Here is a 24,221-nt window from a genome sequence, read left to right as displayed (position 1 = left end):
CATGCAAGCTGAAATGACACTCGAACCCACCCCTCCCGCAGCGCAGCTCGGTCACGCTGTTGCCGTCGTCTTCTCCGGCCCTGAGCAATTGAACGTGCAGAAACTGGCGCTGGATGCCGCCACCGATGAAGACGTTGTTGTCGACGTTCACTGGAGTGGTATCAGCACCGGAACCGAGAGACTGCTCTGGACCGGCCGTATGCCGCAGTTCCCGGGCATGGGTTATCCACTGGTCCCTGGCTACGAAACTGTGGGCCGTGTCGCCCAGGCGGGGCGTTCGTCAGGTCACCAGGTGGGCTCGCTGGTGTTTGTCCCCGGCGCGCGCTGCTTCGGCGATGTGCGGGGCCTGTTCGGTGGCGCTGCGTCGCGGCTGGTTGCGCCGGGCGCCAGGGTTCGCCGGGTGCCATCCGACCTCGGTGAGCAGGCGGCACTCCTCGCGCTTGCCGCCACAGCCTGGCATGCCGTGGACATCGCAGTGCCGGAACTGATTGTTGGGCATGGCGTGCTTGGTCGCCTTGTGGCCCGGGTCGCTACCTTGCGTGGCGAGTCACCGCCCACGGTCTGGGAGAGCGATGCAGGTCGTCGAGTGGGTGCCTCCGGCTACACCGTGGTCAGCCCCGATTCAGATGGTTGTCGTGGCTATCGCACCATCTGCGATGTCAGCGGCGACTCCCGGTTGCTGGATTCCCTCATAGCGCGATTGGCTCCGGGCGGAGAGATCGTGCTCGCCGGCTTCTACAGCGATCGACTTTCCTTTGATTTCCCGGCCGCATTCATGCGCGAGGCCACTTTGCGGGTTGCCGCGGAGTGGCGCCCATCCGACCTCGATGCCGTCATCGAGTTGGTGTCATCCGGGGAGTTGTCCCTGGATGGCCTGATTACCCACCGGGCCAATGCCGCTCAGGCTGCGGACGCCTATGCCGCTGCCTTCAGTAATCCGGCATGCCTGAAAATGATTCTCGATTGGAGAGGTTTTTTATGAGTACGCCAGCATCGGCAGTCAACGCCCAGGTCGGCGACGATTCGCAGACAACCTCCCCGGCGGCAGCCAAGACCCAGATCATCGCGATCTATGGCAAAGGCGGTATCGGCAAGAGTTTCACGCTGGCCAATCTGTCCTACATGATGTCGCAGCAAGGGAAAAAGGTCCTGCTGATCGGTTGCGACCCCAAGAGTGACACGACTTCATTACTCTTCGGCGGCCGTGCCTGCCCCACCATTCTCGAGACTTCTTCGAAAAAGAAGCTGGCCGGTGAAGAGGTCGAGATCGGCGATGTCTGCTTCAAGCGTGACGGCGTTTTTGCCATGGAGCTGGGCGGCCCGGAAGTGGGCAGGGGCTGTGGTGGCCGCGGGATCATCCACGGCTTCGAACTCCTGGAGAAACTCGGTTTCCACGATTGGGGCTTCGACTACGTCCTGCTTGATTTCCTCGGCGACGTGGTCTGCGGCGGTTTCGGTCTGCCCATTGCCCGGGATATGTGCCAGAAGGTCATCGTGGTTGGTTCCAATGACCTGCAGTCGCTCTACGTGGCAAACAATGTCTGCTCGGCGGTGCAGTATTTTCGCAAGCTCGGCGGCAACGTCGGGGTCGCCGGCCTGGTGATCAACAAGGATGACGGGACCGGTGAAGCAAGCGCCTTTGCCGAAGCCGTAGGCATTCCCGTGCTCTCCGCGATTCCCGCCCATGATGACATCCGCAAGAAAAGCGCGAATTACGAAATTATCGGTCGCGAGGGCAGCGAGTGGGCGCCCCTGTTCAAGGAACTCGGAATCAACGTGGCCGAGGCACCGCCAGTATTGCCCAATCCCCTGAGTCAGGACGAACTGCTTGGCCTCTTTAAAAGCGAAGACGTCGGCCGTGAGGTGACACTGAAGCCGGCCAACATGGAAGACATGTGCGGCAAGGCCTCCATCACCAAGCCGTCGCTGGAAGTGATTTATGACGAAGTCTGAGGCACCTGCCAACCTTGAAGCGACGAAGGCCGATGGCCTGGGTTGCCACGCAGGCAAGGCCGAATTACGGCGCGCGGCTGCGGCGGCAGGCAACAGCGAGATGCTGGAGCGCTACGCAGAAGATTACCCCCTCGGTCCCCATGATCAGCCGCAGAGCATGTGTCCGGCATTCGGTTCGCTTCGCGTTGGCCTGCGCATGCGCCGGACCGCGACGATCCTGTCCGGCTCCGCCTGTTGCGTCTACGGCCTGACCTTTACCTCGCATTTCTACGGTGCGCGCCGCTCCGTGGGCTATGTGCCATTCAATTCCGAGTCGCTGGTCACCGGCAAGCTGTTCGAGGATATCCGGGATGCGGTCCACGAAATGGCGGACCCGGAGCACTACGACACCGTGGTCATCACCAATCTCTGCGTGCCCAGCGCATCCGGCGTGCCGCTGCGGTTGCTGCCGAAGCAGATCAACGGTGTCCGCATCGTTGGTATAGACGTGCCCGGATTCGGTGTGCCCACGCATGCCGAAGCCAAGGACGTGCTGGCTGGTGCCATGCTGAAGTACGCACGCGAAGAAGTAGAGGCGGGGCCGGTGCAGGCGCCCCGCGGTGGGCGGGCGGAGTTGCCAACGGTGACCCTGCTTGGAGAGATGTTCCCCGGAGATCCGCTTGCCATCGGCCAGTTGCTGGAACCACTCGGGCTGGCTGCCGGCACGGTGGTGCCTACCCGGGAATGGCGCGAACTCTACAGCGCCCTGGATGGTGCGGCGGTGGCCGCCATTCACCCTTTCTACACGGCATCCATTCGCGAGTTCGTGGCGGCGGGCCGTCCGATCGTTCCATCTGCGCCCGTGGGTCATGACGGTACGGCTGACTGGTTGGACGCCATCGGCAAGGCCTGCGGAGTCGACGAGGGCAAGGTGAGCGCGGCAAAGCGCGCGCTGCTGCCGCAGATCCGAAAAGCCCTGGCTGACAAGCCCATTCGTGGGCGTATCACCCTGTCGGGCTACGAAGGTTCCGAGTTGCTTGTGGCCCGGCTGCTGGTGGAGAGCGGGGCGGATGTGCTCTACGTCGGCACGGCTTGCCCGCACACGCAATGGTCGGAGCCGGATCGGCTCTGGCTGGAGGAGCGGGGTATCGCTGTTCGCTATCGCGCGTCGCTTGAGCAGGACGTGGGCGCGGTGGAGGCCTTTCAGCCGGATCTTGCCATTGGCACCACACCGGTCGTGCAGAAGGCAAAGCAGCTCGCGATTCCAGGTCTGTATTTCACCAATCTTATTTCTGCCCGCCCCCTGATGGGCGTGGCCGGCGCCGGCTCGCTTGCCGATGTCATCAACAACGCGATCGCCAACAAGAGTCGATTCGATGCCATGCACGCCTTCTTCGAGGGTGTGGGGGTGGGCGACAAGGCCGGAGTCTGGGAAGACACCCCCGTCGTGAAGCCAAGGGTCGACTTGAGCAAGTTCGCCAAACCCGCCAAGGGTGGGCGTACTACGCCGAATATCGACGAGGAGACGGTCTGATGCTGGTACTTGATCACGACCGGGCCGGGGGTTACTGGGGCGCAGTCTACGTCTTCACAGCGGTGAAGGGCCTGCAGGTCATCATCGACGGCCCGGTGGGTTGCGAGAATCTGCCCGTGACCTCGGTGCTGCATTACACCGATGCCTTGCCGCCGCACGAACTGCCCATCGTGGTCACCGGACTGTCCGAGGATGAACTCGGCCAGCATGGCACCGAAGGCGCCATGAAGCGTGCCCATGCGACCCTGGATCCCGATCGACCCAGTGTGGTGGTCACCGGTTCCATCGCCGAGATGATCGGCGGCGGTGTCACACCGGAAGGCACCGGCATCCTGCGCTTCCTGCCGCGTACCATCGATGAAGATCAATGGCAGTGTGCAGATCGTGCCATGGTCTGGTTGCTGCATCACTTCGGTGCCAAGCGCGGCAAGTTGCCGAAGGCGAAGAAGCCCGTTGAGGGCGCGAAGCCGCGGGTGAATATCATCGGCCCCGCCTACGGCACCTTCAACATGCCATCGGACCTGGCAGAGATCCGTCGACTTGTGGAAGGCGTCGGGGCAGAGGTGAACATCGTCTTCCCGCTGGGCTGCCACGTGGACCAGGTCCCCCGCCTGGTGGACGCCGACGTAAACATCTGCATGTACCGGGAATTTGGTCGGCAACTCTGTGAGGCGCTTGAGCGCCCCTACCTGCAGGCGCCCATTGGCCTGCACAGCACGACCAAGTTCCTTCGCCAGCTGGGCGAGCTGCTGGAGATCGATCCGGAGCCGTTCATCGAGCGGGAGAAACACACCACCATCAAGCCCTTGTGGGATCTCTGGCGATCCGTGACACAAGACTTCTACGGCACTGCCAGTTTCGGCGTAGTGGCCAACGAGACCTACACGCGGGGCATCCGCCACTTCCTGGAAGAGGACATGGGCATGCCCTGCAACTTCGCTGTTGCCAGGCATGCGGGCAAGAAAACAGACAACGCAGCGGTGCGTCAGCTGATTCACGAGAAGACGCCGCTGATCCTGTTCGGCAGTTACAACGAGCGCATGTATCTCGCCGAAATCGGTAATCGCGGCCAATACATCCCGGCATCGTTTCCCGGTGCTGCGATACGCCGTCACACGGGCACACCCTTCATGGGTTACTCCGGGGCCACTTACCTGGTCCAGGAGGTCTGTAATGCCCTGTTCGACGCACTTTTCAACATCCTGCCGCTGGCAACCAACCTCGATACCGTGGAGCCCACCCCGGCGCGCAGCGAGAGCGCGATGCCGTGGGATGAAGAGGCCAGGCAGCTACTGGATGAAATGGTTCAGGAACACCCCGTTCTGGTGCGCATCTCCGCCGCGAAGCGGTTGCGGGATGACGCCGAGCGGGATGCGCGCAGAGCGGGTGAGGAGAGGGTGACCTCAACGCATCTGCGATGTGCCGGAGGTGCCGCCTGATGAACGGGACGCGCACTTCGCATCGTGAGACTCAAGCAGTATCCAGAGGAGACAGATCAATGACTGACCACAGCGGAATCAAGGCGGAGACCATGCGCATGCGCCGGACGGACGAGAAACAGTGCCGAGTGCTAATGGCGGTTGGGTTCTTCCTCTTTCTGCCGGCGTGCGCCGTGATGCGGCTGGTGCCAGGGCGCAGGCGTGGCGGTCGGACCAATTCGATTATCGCGGAGGCGAAGACGGCGGCGAGTATCGCCATTCCGTTCGCCTTCCGGGGCTGATGCCCCAACCAGATTCTTTCGGGGTGACCCGAAGGAGTGGGACTGACCGTGACGCATTGCGGTTGGTCGCCCGGGCCGCGCGGGGTTTGCGCGGCGACGACCGACAGGTCGAATGAGAAGGAAGCAAGCGTATGGCTGATTCAAAAAACACGTCGCTTTCGGGGCTCACCGACGACGAGGCGAAGGAGTTCCATGGCATTTTCATGCAGAGCTTCATCATCTTCGTCGCCGTCGCTGTGTTCGCGCATATTCTTGCGTGGATCTGGCGCCCGTGGCTGCCCGGAAAAGATGGTTACGCTGCCGTGATTGAAGGCAGTAACAGCGTAGCTACCACTCTCGCGCAAGTTGCGCCTTACCTCACATAGGAGACGACGACATGTGGAGAGTCTGGAAGCTATTCGATCCTCGTCGCGCGCTGGTTGCGCTGTTCGGGTTCTTGTTCGTGCTGGCCCTGGTGATTCATTTCATCCTGCTCAGTACCGAGCGTTTCAATTGGTTGGAAGGTGCAGCAGTCGCCAGCGTGTCGGTGGAACAGGCGGCAGCGCCGCCAACCCACCGGTTGAGCTGACGCAACGACAGTCTCCGACCCTGGGCCAAGCTTCTGCCGGGCGCCTCGCGCCCGGTGGTGATAACCCAGCGGTCGGGGATTCTCTGGGGCACTGACTTGCAAGTGACAATGAGGACCCGGCCATGTCCATGCTCAGTTTTGAAAAAAAATATCGCGTACGAGGTGGAACGCTCCTTGGCGGGGACCTGTTCGACTTTTGGGTAGGCCCCTTCTACGTTGGTTTCTTTGGCGTAACAACGCTGTTTTTTGCAGCACTTGGTACGCTCATGATCGTCTGGGGAGCTTCCCAGGGAGACACCTGGAATCTCTGGCAGATCAGTATCGCACCACCGGATCTCAGTTACGGTCTGGCCATGGCGCCCCTGATGGAAGGGGGGCTCTGGCAGATCATCACCATATGCGCTCTGGGTGCATTCATATCCTGGGCGCTGCGACAAGTCGAGATTTCCCGAAAGCTGGGTATGGGCTATCACATTCCCGTCGCCTTCGGAGTTGCGATCTTCGCCTACGCCAGCCTGGTGGTCATCCGACCCTTGCTGCTGGGTGCCTGGGGACATGGTTTCCCCTACGGCATTCTCAGTCATCTGGATTGGGTGTCGAACGTCGGCTACCAGTATCTGCACTTCCACTACAACCCGGCGCACATGCTGGCGGTGACGTTCTTCTTCACCACCACGCTCGCGCTGTCACTCCACGGTGGCCTGGTGTTGTCGGCGCTAAACCCCAAGAAGGGCGAAACCGTCAAGACGGCGGAGCACGAAAACACATTCTTCCGTGACTTTATCGGCTATTCCATCGGCGAACTCGGTATACACCGACTCGGCCTGTTCCTGGCCCTGAACGCCGGTTTCTGGAGTGCCGTCTGCATCATCATCAGTGGCCCATTCTGGACGCGTGGTTGGCCGGAATGGTGGAGCTGGTGGCTTGAACTGCCAATCTGGGCATAGGGCGAGGGGATAACGAAATGGCTGAGTACCAGAATCTATTTACCCGCGTCCAGGTGCGCGGCCCGGCCTACCCCGGGGTGGAAGTCCCGGGCAGGCTCTGGCCACGACAGGGGCAACCTTTCTTCTCCTGGCTGGCAGGCAAGCTTGGTGATGCCCAGATCGGTCCGGTTTACCTCGGCACCACTGGCGTGCTCTCACTGATCTGCGGCTTCATCGCCATCGAGATCATCGGCCTCAATATGTGGGCCTCGGTGAACTGGGATCCGGTGCAGTTCGTGCGCCAGTTCTTCTGGCTCGCTCTTGAGCCACCAGCGCCGCAGTACGGTTTGAGTATTCCACCGCTCAATGAGGGCGGCTGGTATCTCATGGCCGGCTTCTTCCTGACTGCTGCCATTCTGCTCTGGTGGGTACGGACCTACCGCTTGGCGCGATCCATGGGCATGGGCACGCATATCGCCTGGGCCTTTGCCGCCGCGATCTGGCTGTATCTGGTGCTGGGCTTCATTCGCCCGCTGCTCATGGGAAGTTGGGCGGAGGCAGTACCCTTCGGTATCTTCCCGCACCTGGACTGGACGGCTGCCTTCTCGCAACGCTACGGCAACCTGTTCTACAACCCGTTCCACATGCTGTCCATCGTGTTCCTGTTCGGATCGACCCTGTTGTTCGCCATGCATGGGGCCACCATTCTCGCGGTGGGCCGGTACGGCGGCGAACGGGAGATCGAGCAATCGGTGGACCGTGGTACGGCCGCTGAGCGCGCCGGCCTGTTCTGGCGCTGGACCATGGGCTTCAACGCCACCATGGAGTCCATCCACAGATGGGCCTACTGGTTCGCGGTGCTGACCGTGATAACCGGTGGTATCGGCATCCTGCTCACCGGGACAGTGGTCGAGAACTGGTACCTCTGGGGTGTGAAACACGGCATAGCGCCAGCGTATCCCGAGGTTTGGATACCGGCTGTGGATCCAACCGCGACGCAGGGGATGGGGCAATGATGACGCACACGATTGGTCGAGTGATGGGCGCCATTGCCCTGGCTGCAACCATAGCCCTGCTGGGTTGTGAGCGGCCGCCGGTGGATGTAGAGCAGATCGGGTACCGGGGAACCGGTACCCAGAATCCCGAGAATCCACGAATCCGGGAGCGGGAGCGCTCCCGGCACGAGGCGCCGGAAGCCTTGTCTGCGGCGCCGGATGCCGGGCCGCGGGCGGGGGATGTCTACGAGAACGTCGAGGTGCTCGGTGATCTCAGCATTCCGCAGTTCCAGCGGGTCATGCGCGCCATGACCGAGTGGGTCTCCCCGGAGCAGGGCTGCAACTACTGTCACATTGACGGCAATTTCGCCTCAGAGGACATCTACACCAAGGTGGTCTCCCGACGAATGCTAGAAATGACACGGAATATCAACGCAAGCTGGCAGGATCACGTCGGTGACGTGGGCGTGACCTGCTATACCTGCCATCGGGGTGAGAACGTCCCGGCTGAGCAGTGGTTCTACGAGGAGCCGCAGCGCTTTACCGGTGCCGGCAATCGACAGATGCAGAATATGCCCAGCGACAAGACGGCGCTCTCTTCACTGCCGAGAAATGCCTTCGACGCCTACCTGGAAGGGGATCGTGAAATCCGCGTCCAGGAGCAGGACGCACTGCCCACAGGCCACGTTGCTTCAATTCAGCATACGGAAATGACCTTCAGCCTGATGATGCACATGTCCGACGCGCTGGGCGTATCCTGTCAGGTCTGCCACAACAGCCGCGCCTTCGGTGACTGGGATCAGAGCCCACCGCAGCGGACCACGGCGTGGCATGGTATCCGCATGGTGCGGGAGATCAACAACGCCTATATCAACTCGCTGCACGGCGTCTTCCCGGAGAACCGGCTTGGCCCCACAGGCGACGTTGGCAAGGTGAATTGCGCGACCTGCCACCAGGGCATCCAGCAGCCGCTGTATGGGGCCAGCATGGTGCAGGATTATCCGTCTCTGATCGGGGATCCGGACGAGGATACCCGTGAAATGCAGTGGGATGTGATGATGGAGCGGGATCCGGACGAGGCCGTACCGGACGACGACCTGGATGCCGACGACGACCCGGAGTTCGAGGAAGAGGGCGACATGGCCCGTGTTGCGGGCGATCAGGACGATCGCATTGTCCTGGCAGACCGGTTGAGCCGCTTCCTCGACGACATGGAGTAATGGTGTGGGCGGGGAACTCCTCCCTCGTCCTTTGGGATGGCGCCTGATGGCGCCATCTTTTTTCAAGCAATCCGGGCTAGCGTCCTCACCAGTGCGCCGCATGCCGTGTCCAGCCTTTCGCCCATACCTTTGTCGGCAAATTCGCCGCTGTCCGTGACGGCCTGGCCTGCCCGGGGCACGACGACCTGGTTGGGGAGTACGATCATGCCGAGGTTGAGCAGCAACTGCCGGGCAAGCCCGAGACTGCGTATGCCTCCGAAACCACCCGGAGACGCGGAAAGCACAATGGCGACCTTGTCGCGGAACAGGCCAAGGCCATCTTCATCGCCGTCCGGGCGAGACAGCCAATCCAGCGTGTTCTTGAGTAGTGGGGTGATAAACCCGTTGTATTCCGGGGAGGCGATCGCCAGTCCCTGATGCGCGGCCAGGAGTTTCTTGAGCGCCCGGGCATTCTCCGGAATGCCGGACTCCTTCTCCAGGCCACCGTCGTAGAGTGGTATCGGGTAATCCCTGAGGTCGACAAATGTCGCATCTCCACCCTGACGCCGGATACTATCCGCAGCCAACCGGGCGAGACCTTTGTTGAACGAGCCCGTGCGAGCGCTGCCGGCGAAGACGAGTATGGGGTGAGTGCTTGTCATCAGATGCGTGTTCCCTATTACGACAGGCCGCGTTTTGCCAACGCGCCCAGGTGGGCGAACAGTGACCCCAGCAAGAGGACGGGTATCCAGTACCAGGCGGCACCAACCAGTGCTACCCGGAGTGCCAGTAGAATGAACACACCGGCAAGAAGGTAGGGGATGAGTTCACCGGGCGGAACGCCGCGACCGGTGAGTCGATGATAGGCAACAAGCGCGATGGCTTCAGCGGCGGTGAGTAGCAGAACGAGATCGACAACACGACCGCTGGTCACCAGTGCTTCCATGCCGTGATCAGGCCGGAGCCAGGCCCGTCAGATGGGCGATGTTCTTGAAGAAGATCCTGGCATGGGCCATCGGACGCGCCCGGGTCAGGCGCTTGTGCATGTAGGAATCCCAGGTCAGGAACTGCACGTCCGGATCGCCGCAGATGCGCACGAAACGCTCGCGGCGGCCGTCGTTTGCGTACCAGAAGCGCTGCATCATGCCCAGCATTCTGAACACCTGGCCGTGGGCTTTCATGAAGCGCTTGCGGGCCATTTTCAAGGCCCGCGCATCGCCGGTGTGCAAGAGGCCGATCACCGCCTCTGCGGCATACTGCCCACCAACCATGGCGTAGTAGATGCCTTCGCCCGATGCCGGCGCAACGATACCAGCGGCGTCGCCGGCGAGTATCACATTGCGGCCATTATCCCAACGCTTGAGGGGTTGCAGCGGTATCGGTGCCCCCTCGCGGCGGATGGTCTCCGCACCTTCGAGGCCAGCATCGGCCCGCAAAGCGTCAACGGCACCGCGCAGGGAAAACCCTTTCACCGCCGACCCCACGCCAACGCTGGTGGTTTTTCCATGGGGAAACACCCAGCCGTAGAAGTCCGGCGAGATCGTGCCCCGGTAGATCACGTCACAACGGGCCGGGTCGAAGTTGCGGTCATTGGCGGCAGGCGAAGTGATGATTTCATGGTAGGCCGCGACATACGGGATGCAGTCTGCGCCGGGAATGGTCTGTTTACCCACTGCCGAGTTGGCACCATCGGCTCCGATGAGTGCCCGCGCATGCACCAGCCGTGTCTCGCGCCCGCCACTCGCCGAGGTGTCCTTGTATTCGATGACCACGCCCGTTGAATCTTCACGGATGATCCTGCGGAAGGCGCCGGTTCTGCGCTCGGCCCCCACGGCCGCGGCCCGCTCCCGCAACCACTCGTCGAATTCGTCGCGATCCACCATGCCCACGTAGCCGTTGTCGATGGGCATATCGACATAGCGTTCGCTGGGGGAGACGATGCGTGCCGAGTTCACCCGGGCCACAACCAGGGCATCCGGAATGGCAAAGTCCTCGATCAGCCGCGGAGGAATGGCCCCGCCACAGGGTTTGATGCGTCCGCCCTTGTCCAGCAGCATGACCGAGTACCCGGCTCTGGCCAGGCAAGTGGCCGCCGTTGCGCCGGCGGGGCCACCGCCGACGACAACGGCGTCGACGTATTCCGGTTGTTTATGATCATTCATGGCGTACTCCCTTCCGGCTGAACCCCATCGCCCATCACTGGGCCCTGTTGCGGGATCGTGTGCGTTGCCTCGCCACCCTCGACTCGCGCGCACAATGCTGCGGCCACGAGAAAGAGCAGGGCGGATGAGGCGAAGACAAGACCGTATGCCCCAATAGGCGCACCGATCAGGTAAGTTGTGACGTCGACGCCGACAGTCCCGAGGAAACCGCCAACGCCGAAGGCTATTGCCTGGGCCGCGCCCCACAGCCCCATACGCACGCCTTCCCTGTGCGTCCGACCGGCGCTGGCATAACGCATCATCGAACCGATGGCGGCGACGGCGAATGCGCCATTGGCGATGCCGAGCACGAAAACCGCGGGGTGCAAGGGGAACACCGGTCCGACGTAGGCGCCGAAGGCCAGACCGACCAGCGCCAGCGCCGAGGCAATGCAACCGCCAATGGTCCAGTGGCGGAGTGTGCCGAATAGCCCACACCCAAGCCGGCTGACCCCCGCCGCTGCCAGCAGCATGCCGCACAGCACGCCGGCGTTCTGCAGCCCAGCCATCCTGGTGGATTCGCCGGGCGTCAGGCCAAAGGCTATGCCTGCAAACGGCTCAAGAATGAGGTCCTGGGCGCTGTAGGCAAGCATGGACACGAAAACGAAAATGGTGAAGCGGCGCGCCGTTGGCTCCTGCCAGACCTGTCTCAATGCCTGCCTGAACGCCGTTGGCTCGGGCGCGCTGGCAGGTGCTGGCGTATCTGCGCGCTGCTGCTTTTTCCCTTCAACGCCGTAGACAGCCACGACAGCCAGCAACAGGGCCGCGCCGCAGACAACCGCCGTAACGGCCACGAGGCGGGTGAGGGTAAACGGGTCCAGGTAATTGCCGGCCAGGGTTGCCGTGACCGCGAAGCCCGCGATCATCATCACCCAGACGATCATCGCTGCTGCACCGCGCCGGGTCGGTTCAACCCGCTTGGCCAGCAGGGTCAGAAGCGCGGTGCCTGCGGCACCGACGCCTACGCCGATGATGAGGAATGCAATGAAAGCCAGGGCGATGCCCGCCAGGGGCGCTGTGGCCATCCATGCCGTGGCTGCGGCGGCGGTCACACCACCGATTGCCAACAGGCACATGCCCCCGATAATCCACGGAGTGCGTCGACCGCCGACGTCGGAGCCGTAGCCCAGTCTTGGTCGTAACAATTGCATGCCGTAATAGAAGCCCACCAGGATGCCTGGCAGCATGGCGGGCAGGGCAAGCTCCACAACCATGACCCGGTTCAGGGTCGTGGTAGTGAGAATGACGATGGCACCGAGGGCGGTCTGAACCAGGCCGAGTCGAAAGATCCCGAACCAGCCCAGCCAGGGGGCGGTCACTGGGTGCCACCCACGATACCGGCCAGCGCGAAGGCGGAAATGAGCATGCCCAGCACGTAAAGGGTGGTCCCGGTTGCGTTGTACCAGGGTGCAAACTTCGCCGGGTCCCGCAGGAAACGGCGCATCAGGACGAACTGGGTGGCAAGCAGCAAACCAATCGCAGCCGCGTGCAATGGTTGTTCCCAGCTCACCAGCAAGGCAATCACGACCATCTGCGGCAGAGCCATGACCAGGCAGGCGAACCTTGCGGCTCGTTCAACCCCGAGGCGAACCGGCAGCGTGGCGATACCCATGCGAATATCGCCGTTGACAGCCTTGAAGTCGTTCAGGGTCATGATGCCATGGGCGCCAACGCTGTAGAGCAGGGCGAGCAGCAGGATGCGCCAGTCGGGCACGGTCCCGGCCATGATCGCGGCGCCAGTGACCCAAGGCAGACCTTCGTAGCAGATTGCCACTGCGCTGTTGCCACCCCAGCCGTCGCGCTTCAGGCGGATGGGTGGGGCGCTGTAGGCCCAGGCCAATGCAACGCCGACCAGAGCCGCTCCCAGGACAAACGGTCCGAGTACTGCGGCAAGTGCAAGTGCCATGAGGGAGGTGACGATGGCGATATAAAGCCCCCATCGCCCAGGCATGCGTCCGCTGGGAATGGGGCGATCCGGCTCGTTGATGGCGTCGACGTGGCGATCGAACCAATCATTCACTGCCTGGCTGGTGCCGCAGACCAGCGGACCCGCCAGAAGAATTCCGCCGGCTATCATCAGCCAGTTGCCGGATAGGGGAACGCCTGCGGAGATAATGCCGCAGGCAAAGGCCCACATGGGTGCAAACCAGGTGATGGGCTTGAGCAGTTCGAGCACGGTGGCGGCCCGAGGGCGGGTCACCGGCGACTGCGTAACAACAGCGTTGGCCATAGGTGTAACATAAAGTGGACACTCGGCCTTGTCAAAGCGTTATTACGTTGAAATCTCTCCTGGCAGCAATGGTTTTTCAGACGGATTCCGAACAAGTAACGAATAGTTCAGGGCGCCGGCATAGCTCACCCAGACCACATAGGGCAGGAAAAGCCATCCGGACAAGGTGTCGATGGCAAAGAAAACGATGGTCGTCGCAACCACGGCAATCCACAGCAGGCTCAAAACAATCAGGCCGGCCTGCAGGCGGCGCAGTCCGAAGAAGATAGGTGTCCAAAGCGTATTCAGTGCGATCTGGCAGGCCCATAAGGCCAGGCCAAGCGGTACCAGCGCCGCCTCTGCATAGGCCACTCTCCAGGCTGCGACCGCCATGGCGATATAAAGCCCGGTCCAGGCGATGGGGAAGAGCCAGTCAGGTGGAGTCCATACGGGCTTGTCCAGGCGGCGATACCACTCACCGGGCTGGAACAGCGCGCCTGTAGTCGCTGCTGCCATGCAGGCTCCGAGAAAAACAAACAATGTGAGCCAGCTCATTGGCTTCCTCCGATTCGATGATCCGTGTCTTCTCGGTCGTCAGCCCCGATAGCGCCAGTACTTCGTCACTTTCGCTATGCTGAAGATGAATCGACTGACAAGAGGAAATCATGTCGACGTTAACGTTTCTGGGTGCAGTTGGCGAGGTTACGGGTTCCCGCTACCTGATCGACATAGACGACGACGCGCCGGTGAAACTGTTACTCGAGTGCGGGCTGCGACAAGGCGGCCCGGACGCTGAACGGCGTAACGCGGAGCCAATGGCGGACCTTGCTCGCAGCCTGTCGGTGGTGGTGATCTCCCATGGACACCTGGATCATGCAGGTCTGCTGCCGCGCCTGGTGCGCGAGGGTTACCGGGGGCCGATTCACTGCACCGGCGAGACGCTGGAGTTGCTGGACATCATGTTGCGTGATGCGGCGGCAGTCATGGGTCGGGATCTTGAGTGGGAAAACAGAAGAAGAATCAGGGCCGGACGACAACCATTGCAAGCGCTTTATGAGCAAACGGACGTTGATCGCGCACTGGAGCAATGCGTTCCCCACAGCTATGGAGAAGTCGTGACCCTGCCTGGTGATGCGCGTCTTGTTTTTCGCGATGCCGGCCACATTCTCGGCTCGGCCATCGTCGAACTCAATGTGCCATCCGGCGGGAGACGACGTCAGATCGTGTTCTCCGGAGACCTGGGAAACCCGGGCTCGCCACTGATGCGCGATCCGGAGCGCGTCAGTGGCGCCGATGTTGTACTCATGGAGAGCACCTACGGCAATCGCGACCACCGTCCACAGGAAGAGTCCATCGAGGAGTTCGCGCAGGTGCTGGAGGCAGCCCATGACGAAGGCGGAAACGTACTCATACCCGCTTTTGCCGTCGGTCGTACTCAGGAAATCCTGTTCCATCTCAGTCGCCTTCACCATGCCGGCAGGCTCCGCCAGCAGAGAGTTTTCCTGGACAGTCCGATGGCGATTCGGGTAACGGAGTTGTACGCAAGAAACTGGCGAGCACTCGATCAGAAAGATGTTTCCAGCCTGAACGAATCAGCGGGCGGCGAACCGCACCGCTTTCTGCCGGGATTTCGCGCCACGCGGACTGTCGAGGAATCCATGGAGATCAACCGCATTCATGGTGGCGCGGTGATTATCGCCGGCTCGGGCATGTGCACGGGCGGTCGTATTCTCCACCACCTGCGCTACAATCTCGGCCGCTCTTCCACGCATATCGTCATCGCCGGTTTTCAGGCCGCCGGGACCCTGGGCCGCGCACTGGTCGACGGTGCGACGGAGGTGCGGGTTCTGGGGGAGACCTTGCCGGTGCGTGCGCAGATTCACACCATTGGTGGCTTTTCCGCCCATGCCGGGCAGAGGGATCTGCTGTCCTGGGCCGGTGCCTTTCGTGACGAGCCCCGGCTGTACCTGGTGCATGGCGAGACTGTTGCCCGGGAAGCTCTGCGAGAGGCATTGCTTGCGCATGGTTTACATGCCGTTATCCCGGAACTGGAAGAGGTCGTCGCGCTTTGAGAATCGAGCGGGTTCCGGCATTCAGTTAATGGGTTTGGCGCTGTTGCGGAGCGGGCTTGAAACAGGGGTCAGTTCGGTTTCCAGTGGTTTGCCTCGCGATTGTCGGGAACCCAGTATTTCCTCGTAGAGCGCGCGGTCGGCACGATAGCAGGTGCAACTGGCACGCTCCAGACCTGTTCGATCCAGCACCGTAATGTCTCCCCGGCTATAGCGAATCAGGCGACGCTGTTGCAGGGCCGTGGCAGCCTTGGTGACCCCGACGCGTCTGACACCGAGCATGTGAGCGAGTAGCTCGTGGGTGAGGTGGAAGTCTGGTGAATGGGCACGATCCTGGGTCATCAGCAACCACCGCGCCAGCCGTGCCTCCACCAGATGAAACCGACTGCAGGCTGCCGCCTGGGCCAGGTTGCCGAGCACCACGTGCAAGTAGCGCTGCATGACACGCTGCAGCGTCGCGCTATTGCCCAGTGCCGTCTCGAAAACGTCCGCTTCAAGTTGCAACGCCTTGCCGGGTCCCTGCACGAGGGCGTGAACCGGCGAACTGTCGACGCCAAGGGCGAGGGAACTCCCGACCATGCCCTCGTTCCCAATCAGCCCAACCTCGATGCTGTGGCGCTCGTCGACCGCGGTGAACAAGGATATGAAGCCGGACAGGGGGAAGTAGACGCTCTCCAAAAGCTGGCCCGGTTCGGCGAGCACCCTCCCGAACGGAAGCAGAACGATTTTGCCCTGGGACAATAGCCACTCCCTGTCCGCTGGACACAGGGCGCCCAGGAGTCGGTTGCGAGGCATGATCGACTTGGTGGCCAGGAGATTTACTCCCTCTCTAAGGGCGGTGGCAGGGAATCCTCGGAAAGGTTGTCTCTGCGCCGGTGGAAAGTCTGCGCGGTACCGCACAGAGGTTTTCGCCGCCCCTTCGCGTACAGGCGCCGGCACAGTGTTCGTTAGCGTACAGAACCTGATATGCCGCGGCGCTACGGTGCCATGAGGCATCAGGGGAACCTCTGACAGCGCCAAGGGTGGGGCTGACTCCTCCGGTGCCCCCAGGGTGGGAGGCAAGCCGGGCCATGCTGAGGCGTCGTGTACTGACCGTGTTCGGCACGCGTCCCGAGGCGATCAAGATGGCGCCGGTGCTGGCGTCGCTGGGTCGTGAGCCAGCCGTGACCTCGCTGCTGTGTGTGACCGGCCAGCACAGGGATATGCTGGATCAGGTGCTACAACTTTTTGACCTGCAACCGAATTTCGATCTCGACATCATGCAGCCCGGGCAGGATCTGACGGATATCACCAGCCGCGTGCTGATCGGGTTGCGGGAGATCATCCGTGAGAGCAGCCCTGATCTCGTACTGATCCATGGTGACACCACGACGACGATGGCCACGGCACTGGCTGCCTACTATGAGCAGATCCCCGTGGGTCATGTGGAGGCGGGACTGCGAACCGGCGATATCTACGCCCCCTGGCCTGAAGAGATCAATCGCCGTGTCGCCGGCGCGATCGCGTCCCTGCATTTTGCGCCCACCGTCGGGGCCCGGGACAACCTGCTGCGCGAAAACGTGGTCGCGGACACGATCCACGTCACCGGCAACACCGTCATTGATGCCTTGCTCAGTGTGGTGGCCCGTCTGCGCGGAGACGCCAGCATCACGGCGTCGCTTGAGCAGGACTTCTCCTACCTCGATCCGCAACGACGCTTGCTGCTGGTCACCGGGCACCGCCGTGAGAGTTTTGGTGGTGGTTTCGAGAGGATCTGTCTCGCATTGGCCCGCCTCGCGGAGCGCGACGACGTGGAAATCGTCTATCCGTTGCACAGAAACCCCAATGTGGCCGGGACGGTGGAGCATTCCCTGGGGCATCTGCCCAATGTTCACCTGATACCGCCGTTGGACTACCTGCCGTTCGTTTATCTGATGGACCGCAGCAGCCTCATTCTCACCGACTCCGGTGGTGTACAGGAGGAGGCGCCTTCACTGGGCAAACCGGTGTTGGTGCTACGTGAGACCACCGAGCGGCCCGAGGCGGTGGAGGCGGGAACCGTCCGGCTGGTGGGAACCGACAGCGAGGCGATCGTTGCTGCAACCAGCCTGCTGCTCGACGACGAGGCGGCTTATCAGGCCATGTCCCGGGCCCACAACCCTTATGGGGATGGCCGGGCAGCGCAGCGCATATCGGAGGTCATCGCCCATGGCTGAGCGGCGTCGCATCTGTGTGATGGGTCTTGGCTACATCGGCTTGCCTACAGCAAGCCTGCTGGCGACCAAGGGTTTTGAGGTGCTTGGGGTCGATGTGAATTCAAAGGTCGTCGAGACCGTCGCCGCCGGCGGCATTCACATCACTGAACCGGAGCTCGACATCCTGGTGAAATCGGCGGTGCAAAGCGGGCGTTTGCGCGTCGCGCTTGCACCTGAACCGGCGGATATATTCATTATCGCCGTGCCCACGCCTTTCATGGAGGGGCATCGCCCGGATCTCTCCTGCGTGGAGTCCGCTGCCCGGGCCATTGCTCCCATCCTGGACAAGGGCAACCTGGTGGTACTTGAGTCCACCAGCCCACCGGGCACCACGGAGCGCGTCGCCCGCTGGCTGGAGGAGGAGCGCACCGACCTGCGCCTGCCCAGGGCCAATCGTTACGCAATCAGTGACCAGGTTTCCGACATTCTGGTGGCGCATTGTCCGGAACGGGTGCTACCCGGCCAGATCCTGCGGGAACTGGTCGGCAACGATCGCATCGTCGGTGGGGTGGACGAGGCCTCCACGGAGGCGGCTGCAGACTTCTATCGGGAGTTCGTCTCGGCGGAGGTATTGACCACCAACAGCCGGACGGCGGAACTGGCCAAGCTTACCGAGAATACGTTTCGGGACGTCAACATCGCCTTGGCCAACGAGCTATCCATGGTCTGCAATCATCTCGATGTAGACGTCTGGGAACTGATCGAACTGGCCAATCGTCACCCCCGGGTCAACATTCTCATGCCCGGCCCCGGTGTTGGCGGGCACTGTCTTGCCGTTGATCCGTGGTTCATCGTCGACAGCGCGCCGGAGCAGGCACGCCTGATCCGGACTGCCCGGGAACTGAATGATGAAAAACCGGATTTCGTGGTGCGCTGGACGGAATCCCGGGCGGCGCGGCTGCGCGATCCGGTCATCGCCTGTCTGGGCCTCGCCTACAAACCGGATATCGACGATCTGCGGGAAAGCCCCGCGCTGGACATCACCCGCCGACTGGCCAGGGACGCCGCGGGCCGGGTGCTTGCCGTGGAGCCGAATATCGGCGAACTGCCGCCCGCACTGGCAGGGTCCGGGGTGGAACTCGTGTCACTGGAGCGGGCAATGGAGGAAGCCGATATTGTCGTCGCACTGGTGGCCCATCGACAGTTTCGGCGCATACCGCTCGCCCGGTTGCAGGAGAAGATCCTGATCAACGTCTGCGGGCTCTGGCGGCAATGAACCCAGCGCACTTTTACGGGAGGGAAACCGAGCGATGTATCTGAAGCATTTTGGTCTCAGCGACTATCCGTTCCGGCTGACGCCGGATCCGGACTATTTGTACCGCAGCAGCGGATATGCCCTGGCGCGCGCGTACGTCGACTATTCGCTGATGACCCGTGACGGGCTGGTCGTGATCACCGGTGACGTGGGCGCTGGCAAGACCACGCTCATGAAGAAAATACTCGAGGACAAGGCCGGCGACGCGGTCCTGGTGCATCTGGAGCAAACCCAGCTCACGCCCGTCGAGTTTCTGCAGGCTGTCTACCAGCGCCTCACCGGCACGCCGGGCAGCGACAGCAAGGTCACATTGACCATCGAGCTGTCGCAGGCCCTGCGCAAGCTGGCCTTGCAGGGGCGGCTGGTGATCCTTTGCGTGGATGAGGCCCAGGCACTGTCTTTTGAAGTACTGGAAGAGATTCGCTTTCTGACCGCCCTGGAGTACGACAAGCTCGGGCTGATCAGCGTCATCCTGATGGGGCAGCCCGAACTGCGGGATGTGCTGGAGTCGCCTCGCATGGAGCAGCTTCGGCAGCGGGTGCGACTGCACTTCCACCTGAGCGGACTGACCGTGGAAGAGGTGTCGGCGTACGTGCTTCATCGCCTGGGCATTTCCGGCAGCCGGCAACCGGAACGGCTAATCGCCGATGATGCCTGGCCGATCATTCACCGCTATACCGGGGGCATCCCGCGCCTCGTCAACACTTTGTGTGATCGTGCATTTCTGAGGGCATTGCTCGCCGGAAAGCGATTCCTGCGTGGAGTCCTGTTCCAGGAGACCATTGAGGAGTTGGGCTGGAAGCCCTATGACGCAAGGCGTACCCAGATTGGTGAACAGAGGCCACGGGGAACCACCACCGCACCGGCCGTTCTCGACCCCACCTCTTTGGCAGACGCTGTCTCGAAACTGGATGAGAGGCTGGCGGGGCTGGAAGCCCAGCTCGCCCGTGTTGCCGACGCCCTGGACCGGGACGGCGAGCAGGTGGCCGTTCGCCGTCGCGAGGCGTCGTGAGAGTCAGCCTTGTGAGCGAGCCCGTCGCCGTCGAACCAGTGTCTCCCTGATAACCTGCGTTGCAAACAGTGGCAGTGCCCGTTGGCGGTGGATGCGTGCCGGCTGCGAAACCAGGCGGTAGAGCCATTCCAGGTTGAGGCGCCGCATCAGGTCGGGTGCCCGTCGAGGATGCCCGCAAATGGCGTCGAATGTTCCTCCCACGCCCTGGCAGACGCGGACGCCGGACAAACGGTGGCGATTGCGGGACATCCAGAGCTCCTGCCGCGGACTCCCGAGACCGACGAAAAGGATCTGCGCACCCGATCGATTGATGGCGTCAAGCAGGCCTTCCATGCCCGATTCCGGCAGAAAGCCATGTTGATGGCCAACGATCTTCAACCCCGGATAAGACTCCTGGAGCAGACTCATGGTTGTCTCTATGACCGCGGGTTGTGCGCCATAGAGGAACACCGGGACTGCCTCCTCAGCAGCCAGAGCACACAGGGCCGGCATCAGCTCCGAGCCGGGGACCCGAGCCACCGCCTGTTGCCCGGCCAGGCGAGCCGCGATAACCACGCCAATGCCATCCGGAATCACCAGGGCCGCGTCCCGGATCGCCGACAGTAGGTCCGGGTTGCGGCGCGCGGCAACGACCTTTTCCGGATTGGCGGCCACGATCATGTCCGCGCCTGGCGTCAGCAGGAGTCGTCGCACCTCGGCAAGGGCCGAGTCCATCGTTACCATGTGCACGGGCACGCCTAGAACCTCATGGCGTGGTGGTGGTGTTAGCCCGTGGTTTCGGTCATCCATTGCAGAAACTCCTCGGTCTGATGTCTGCTTGGCCGTGCCTCACCCAGGAGGATCAGGGTCGCGAAGCAATGGGGCAGTGGGCCTCGATGAGACACGAGGATGGTGTTGACGGTCTCTCGTGTTCCGTATTCCGGTGACAGCCACCCGAGTGGGGGCTCGAGTTGGCCGCAATGCAAAGCCATGTCCCCCCCCTGTATTTCCATAACCACCTTGCACGCTGGCATTGCGAGACGCTGGCCTGTCGGGGTGAAGGGCTCGACGGCGATGGGCGTATGCCAATGCAGGGCGATTTCGTGACTCCCGGAACCGGTGAGTTGGTCCTGCACCAGCAGCCAACCGTCCGGCGACCAGCACATACCTCTGGTATGGGTGACGCCGAGGCGTTTGTAGCCGGTGTGCATGGCGAGCAATCGACCGCCACCATCGCTGTGCTGCATGCGACTGAGCAGACAGGATGTATACGGCTGCGACCAGAGAAAGGCACCGGTCTGTCGTGCCTGATCGTGGCCATCAACCACCACCGTATTGTGCGCGGCAGTGCCTCGGAAATAGCGTCGCCATTGCGCATCGCCGCCATAGAGGAAGGTGCCGGAGTCGATGAAGAGCGGCGTTTCACCCACACTCAACAGCAGGGAGAGCGCGTCCGCATGTCCGTGACCATTGGCTGGCGGCATGCCCAGTGGGCCGTGGTCCAGTATCCACTGGAGCGATCGGGGTTCGTCTGTGCGGCCAACGGTGTAGCCGGCGTGTGGATAGGTGCGGATCCCGCAGGACCTGGACCGGGCCTTGGCCTGGTGACGGCACATGCTCCGTGCCAGGGCGACGCCGTGGTCGCCGTCGCCGATGTCAGGCAGCCGGCCATCGGGCAGGGTCATGCTGCGCACAAAGGCGTCACCCCGATGGGTAGCTGCGGCAAGGCGGGGTTCCGAGGCCATTTGTCTGTGACGTAGAAGCGCGTCAACCAGCGCCAGCAGGTCGAGATTCACCTGATGGTAGCTCATCGCCTGTTCCGCGCCGCCGCCGTCCGGCAGCACCTGATGTTCTGCTTCCTGAGCAAGTAGACGCAAACCGGTCTGCCGCCAGTCGATTGCCTCGGAAAACTCTGGAAACAGAGCGCCGGCGTAAACGAGCGCGGCCGCCTCCGCCATGGTGTGGTTGCCCCTGGATGAATAGAGCGACAGCCGTTGGTCGATCAGGGTCGCATGGGATTCGGCGATGCCGGCTATGCAACTGCGAATGGGGTCATCGGCCTGCAGCATCGGTCGCAGGATGTCCAGAACATGACAGACAGCTATCAGTCGCAGCCCGCACTCCATGGCCGAGATGTAGTGGGGTCCGTCCAGTGGCGGATTGGCCCGCTCCCAACTGAGCAGTTGGTCCCGGATCATTGTCACCGCGCGACCGCGCAAGTCGCGTGACATGGAGTCTGCATAAAGCGCCAGGTCCACGAGATGCTGTAGCCGGGCCGGTTCCCAGAGCAGGCGAATATCGCCATAGGCATTGCCCGGGCGGTAAGGCAGATTGGCGAAAAAGCCTCTTGGCCAAATGCGTCCGCTGTCCGGGGCTCGATGCCAGACATCGGTCTCGTCGCGCCAGCGCCACGGGTGAGCGCCGTCAAGGTGACCGGCCAGTAACCGGGGGCCCAGGTTTCGCAGGCGCGCACCGTGGATGGGGATGGCGGGCAATTGCCGTTCCGTGGCCGAGCAGAAAAGCGGCAAAGACTCTCTCAGCAGGTTGCCCTTGGGGCGACTGCGGTAGCTGGCCTCCAGTCGTCGCAATGTTCCGCGCTGTCTGAGTCGATAACCCAGTTCACCGGCACTCATCATGCGCAGTCGCTGCAGATACCAGAGCAGGCTGCCAAGGCCAGCCTGCGGGATAAGGCCAGCCGGGTTCCACCTCATGGTAGCAGCCCCCGTCCAAGCAGGATCAGCGCGGCGACCGTCACGGCCAGCACTAGCCATTCACGACGATCACGGCGCTCGACCAACAGTAGTTCACAGCCGTAGAGCAGTACCGGTGCGTAGAGCAGAAACAGGGGGCTGATCTGCAGGGGGCCGCTCTGCACCGCAAGAAACGCGAGGGCTGCAAGAATGACCAGAAGCAGGTCCAGCGCGGTGGTGCGAAACTCGCGAGCGCGCCGCATGGGGCTATAGGTCACGGCGAGGACGGCGAGAATCGCGATGCAGAGCATTCCTACCATCTCGGTCATCAGGGCGATGCCGCTCACGAACGGCCGGTTTTCGGTGTACAGGTAGAGCACCGACGCGGTCACCATGAAGACCGGGATCCGTGTCATGAAAGTCGCGGGGCTGCCAAGTCGGAACAGCCGTGGCAGCAGTGGTATGAGGAGTACACCGGCCAGCAAAGCAAAATCCCGTGGAACGCGCGCCGTCAAAGTGGCGAAGGTGACCAGCACAAGCGGGACGGTCAGCTCCAGCCCGATGCGTGGTGCCCACACCAGCAATGGCCGGAACTGCCGCTCCGTGACGTCGGTACTTTCAACGGCATTGCGCTGACGTCCGTTCATCGCCTGTTCGGCAAGATGGAGGAACCCGTAAATCAGGACCAGGTGCAGGCCATAGACCAGCAGTATCTTCCAGGCCTGTGACGGAGCCAGCGCCACACCGAAGAAAACGAAAGACGCCTGGATCGTATAGATTGCAGCAACAGCCTGGGAGTGGCTGAATCCCAGGACAAGCAGCCGATGGTGAATATGTGACTTGTCCGGATGAAATGGGTGCTGGCCTCGACGCAGCCTGCGAAGCGCGACAACGCAGAGGTCCGCCGGCGGCAGCCCCACGAGTAGCAGCAAAAGCCAGGGCGAGAGCAGGCCCGGTTGGGCCTGAACCACGGCAAGACCGAGAAACCCCACCGCGAAGCCGAGAAACTGACTCCCCGAATCCCCCATGAAAATGGTGGCAGGATAGGTGTTGTAGCGCAGGAAGCCCGCCAGCCCGCCGATGGCTGCCGCGGTCAACAGCAGGACTTCGCTGCTCTGTAGCCTGTAGCCGAGATAAAGCAGGCCCAGCAGGCTGAGTAGCGTGATACCGGCTGCCAGCCCATCCAGCCCGTCGGAGGTGTTGCTGGCGTTGATGCAAGCGGCAAGCCCAAGCACCGTGAGCGGAATCGCCACCCAGGTGTGAAGCACGAAGTCGCCCACCAGTGGGGCCTGGTCCATGGCGAGGCCGGCAAGTAGTACAGCGGGGGTGGCCGCCGCGAGCTGGATGGCCAGTTTCACGGAGGCCCGAAGCTCTCCCTTGTCATCCCAGGTCCCGCCGGCGAGCAGCACCAGGGCACCGACCAGGAAGGCCAGTGCTACAGATGAGTAGGGCAGCCAGAGCAGGACGGCGGCAACGGCACCGAGACAGATACCCCAGCCGCCCACTCTCGGGATGGGCTGCTGGTGGATCTTTCGGGCGTTGGGGTGATCCAGCATGCCCAGGGTGGGGGCCAACCGGATCATCATCGGGATCAGCGCCAGGCTGACGGCCAAGGCGGTCAGCGTGGCGAAAAGCGTGTCCATGTTTTCCGCGTCTCCGGGTGTCCAATCCACGCTTGTCACACCTTAGGATTGGCCC

The 24,221-nt window shown here is 62.4% G+C and carries 24 protein-coding genes; 14 read left to right on the top strand and 10 right to left on the bottom strand.

Annotation, left to right across the window (positions count from 1 at the left end; genetic code table 11):
* Window position 1: 1 nt before the first annotated feature.
* From bchC to pufC, 10 genes are all read left to right on the top strand, one after another.
* On the top strand, window positions 2–982 hold the full coding sequence (gene bchC / locus J2T57_RS14730) for a chlorophyll synthesis pathway protein BchC (protein WP_253480573.1): 981 nt from the start codon (window positions 2–4) through the stop codon (window positions 980–982).
* Window positions 979–1,953 carry a chlorophyllide a reductase iron protein subunit X gene (locus J2T57_RS14725; RefSeq protein ID WP_253479757.1) on the top strand — a complete coding sequence of 325 codons (975 nt, stop codon included), beginning with the start codon at window positions 979–981 and terminating at the stop codon, window positions 1,951–1,953. Before bchC ends, J2T57_RS14725 begins: the two co-directional genes overlap by 4 nt.
* Window positions 1,940–3,466 (top strand): chlorophyllide a reductase subunit Y, encoded by a 1,527-nt coding sequence (gene bchY, locus J2T57_RS14720; RefSeq protein WP_436262711.1) that lies wholly within the window; start codon window positions 1,940–1,942, stop codon window positions 3,464–3,466. Before J2T57_RS14725 ends, bchY begins: the two co-directional genes overlap by 14 nt.
* The gene (bchZ, locus tag J2T57_RS14715; protein WP_253479741.1) at window positions 3,466–4,905 is read left to right on the top strand and encodes a chlorophyllide a reductase subunit Z; all 1,440 of its coding nucleotides are present in this window, start codon (window positions 3,466–3,468) and stop codon (window positions 4,903–4,905) included. Before bchY ends, bchZ begins: the two co-directional genes overlap by 1 nt.
* 59 nt (window positions 4,906–4,964) lie before the next feature.
* Window positions 4,965–5,186: a hypothetical protein gene (locus J2T57_RS14710; protein WP_253479730.1), complete on the top strand. Its 222-nt coding sequence runs from the start codon at window positions 4,965–4,967 to the stop codon at window positions 5,184–5,186.
* Between the two features lie 131 nt (window positions 5,187–5,317).
* A complete protein-coding gene (gene pufB, locus J2T57_RS14705; RefSeq protein ID WP_253479727.1) occupies window positions 5,318–5,551 on the top strand; it encodes a light-harvesting antenna LH1, beta subunit in 234 nt (77 codons plus the stop codon).
* An 11-nt stretch (window positions 5,552–5,562) separates the two neighbouring features.
* Entirely contained in the window at window positions 5,563–5,754 is a 192-nt protein-coding gene (gene pufA, locus J2T57_RS14700) for a light-harvesting antenna LH1, alpha subunit (RefSeq protein WP_253479724.1), read from the top strand.
* A 122-nt stretch (window positions 5,755–5,876) separates the two neighbouring features.
* Window positions 5,877–6,701 carry a photosynthetic reaction center subunit L gene (pufL, locus tag J2T57_RS14695; protein WP_253479721.1) on the top strand — a complete coding sequence of 275 codons (825 nt, stop codon included), beginning with the start codon at window positions 5,877–5,879 and terminating at the stop codon, window positions 6,699–6,701.
* Window positions 6,702–6,718: 17 nt separating this feature from the next.
* On the top strand, window positions 6,719–7,696 hold the full coding sequence (gene pufM, locus J2T57_RS14690) for a photosynthetic reaction center subunit M (protein ID WP_253479710.1): 978 nt from the start codon (window positions 6,719–6,721) through the stop codon (window positions 7,694–7,696).
* The gene (gene pufC / locus J2T57_RS14685) at window positions 7,693–8,895 is read left to right on the top strand and encodes a photosynthetic reaction center cytochrome PufC (RefSeq protein WP_253479708.1); all 1,203 of its coding nucleotides are present in this window, start codon (window positions 7,693–7,695) and stop codon (window positions 8,893–8,895) included. The genes pufM and pufC overlap by 4 nt, the downstream gene beginning before the upstream one ends.
* 62 nt (window positions 8,896–8,957) lie before the next feature.
* Here the strand turns inward: pufC and J2T57_RS14680 are convergent, their stop codons facing one another.
* The 6 genes from J2T57_RS14680 to tspO are packed head-to-tail and all read right to left on the bottom strand — an operon-like array spanning window position 8,958 to window position 13,839.
* Complete coding sequence (locus tag J2T57_RS14680; RefSeq protein WP_253479706.1) at window positions 8,958–9,536, bottom strand: NADPH-dependent FMN reductase; 579 nt, start codon at window positions 9,534–9,536, stop codon at window positions 8,958–8,960.
* A gap of 17 nt (window positions 9,537–9,553) precedes the next feature.
* On the bottom strand, window positions 9,554–9,820 hold the full coding sequence (locus J2T57_RS14675) for a hypothetical protein (protein WP_253479704.1): 267 nt from the start codon (window positions 9,818–9,820) through the stop codon (window positions 9,554–9,556).
* Window positions 9,821–9,827: 7 nt separating this feature from the next.
* Complete coding sequence (locus tag J2T57_RS14670; RefSeq protein ID WP_253479702.1) at window positions 9,828–11,036, bottom strand: geranylgeranyl diphosphate reductase; 1,209 nt, start codon at window positions 11,034–11,036, stop codon at window positions 9,828–9,830.
* A complete protein-coding gene (locus J2T57_RS14665; protein ID WP_253479692.1) occupies window positions 11,033–12,394 on the bottom strand; it encodes a BCD family MFS transporter in 1,362 nt (453 codons plus the stop codon). Before J2T57_RS14665 ends, J2T57_RS14670 begins: the two co-directional genes overlap by 4 nt.
* The gene (gene chlG, locus J2T57_RS14660; RefSeq protein ID WP_253479690.1) at window positions 12,391–13,305 is read right to left on the bottom strand and encodes a chlorophyll synthase ChlG; all 915 of its coding nucleotides are present in this window, start codon (window positions 13,303–13,305) and stop codon (window positions 12,391–12,393) included. Before chlG ends, J2T57_RS14665 begins: the two co-directional genes overlap by 4 nt.
* Window positions 13,306–13,347: 42 nt before the next feature.
* On the bottom strand, window positions 13,348–13,839 hold the full coding sequence (tspO, locus tag J2T57_RS14655; protein WP_253479688.1) for a tryptophan-rich sensory protein TspO: 492 nt from the start codon (window positions 13,837–13,839) through the stop codon (window positions 13,348–13,350).
* A 110-nt stretch (window positions 13,840–13,949) separates the two neighbouring features.
* Between tspO and J2T57_RS14650 the strand changes: the two genes are divergently transcribed.
* Window positions 13,950–15,356 carry an MBL fold metallo-hydrolase RNA specificity domain-containing protein gene (locus J2T57_RS14650; protein WP_253479686.1) on the top strand — a complete coding sequence of 469 codons (1,407 nt, stop codon included), beginning with the start codon at window positions 13,950–13,952 and terminating at the stop codon, window positions 15,354–15,356.
* Between the two features lie 21 nt (window positions 15,357–15,377).
* Here J2T57_RS14650 and J2T57_RS14645 read toward each other — a convergent pair whose 3' ends face one another.
* Window positions 15,378–16,148: a Crp/Fnr family transcriptional regulator gene (locus J2T57_RS14645; protein ID WP_253479684.1), complete on the bottom strand. Its 771-nt coding sequence runs from the start codon at window positions 16,146–16,148 to the stop codon at window positions 15,378–15,380.
* A 275-nt stretch (window positions 16,149–16,423) separates the two neighbouring features.
* On the opposite strand from J2T57_RS14645, the gene wecB reads away from it, so the two are divergent.
* From wecB to J2T57_RS14630, 3 genes are read left to right on the top strand one after another with little or no spacing between them, the layout of a single operon-like run.
* Window positions 16,424–17,548 carry a non-hydrolyzing UDP-N-acetylglucosamine 2-epimerase gene (wecB, locus tag J2T57_RS14640; protein ID WP_253479681.1) on the top strand — a complete coding sequence of 375 codons (1,125 nt, stop codon included), beginning with the start codon at window positions 16,424–16,426 and terminating at the stop codon, window positions 17,546–17,548.
* Entirely contained in the window at window positions 17,541–18,803 is a 1,263-nt protein-coding gene (gene wecC, locus J2T57_RS14635) for a UDP-N-acetyl-D-mannosamine dehydrogenase (protein WP_253479679.1), read from the top strand. The genes wecB and wecC overlap by 8 nt, the downstream gene beginning before the upstream one ends.
* 34 nt (window positions 18,804–18,837) lie before the next feature.
* Entirely contained in the window at window positions 18,838–19,854 is a 1,017-nt protein-coding gene (locus J2T57_RS14630) for an ExeA family protein (RefSeq protein WP_253479677.1), read from the top strand.
* Window positions 19,855–19,857: 3 nt separating this feature from the next.
* On the opposite strand, the gene J2T57_RS14625 is transcribed toward J2T57_RS14630, so the two are convergent.
* The 3 genes from J2T57_RS14625 to J2T57_RS14615 are packed head-to-tail and all read right to left on the bottom strand — an operon-like array spanning window position 19,858 to window position 24,166.
* Complete coding sequence (locus tag J2T57_RS14625; protein ID WP_253479675.1) at window positions 19,858–20,643, bottom strand: WecB/TagA/CpsF family glycosyltransferase; 786 nt, start codon at window positions 20,641–20,643, stop codon at window positions 19,858–19,860.
* Complete coding sequence (locus tag J2T57_RS14620; RefSeq protein WP_253479674.1) at window positions 20,619–22,544, bottom strand: alginate lyase family protein; 1,926 nt, start codon at window positions 22,542–22,544, stop codon at window positions 20,619–20,621. Before J2T57_RS14620 ends, J2T57_RS14625 begins: the two co-directional genes overlap by 25 nt.
* On the bottom strand, window positions 22,541–24,166 hold the full coding sequence (locus J2T57_RS14615; protein ID WP_253479672.1) for a glycosyltransferase family 4 protein: 1,626 nt from the start codon (window positions 24,164–24,166) through the stop codon (window positions 22,541–22,543). The genes J2T57_RS14620 and J2T57_RS14615 overlap by 4 nt, the downstream gene beginning before the upstream one ends.
* Window positions 24,167–24,221: the final 55 nt, after the last annotated feature.

It is taken from the genome of Natronocella acetinitrilica, assembly GCF_024170285.1.
Lineage (GTDB): Bacteria > Pseudomonadota > Gammaproteobacteria > Nitrococcales > Aquisalimonadaceae > Natronocella > Natronocella acetinitrilica.
This window is presented reverse-complemented; position numbering and strand designations above follow the sequence as displayed.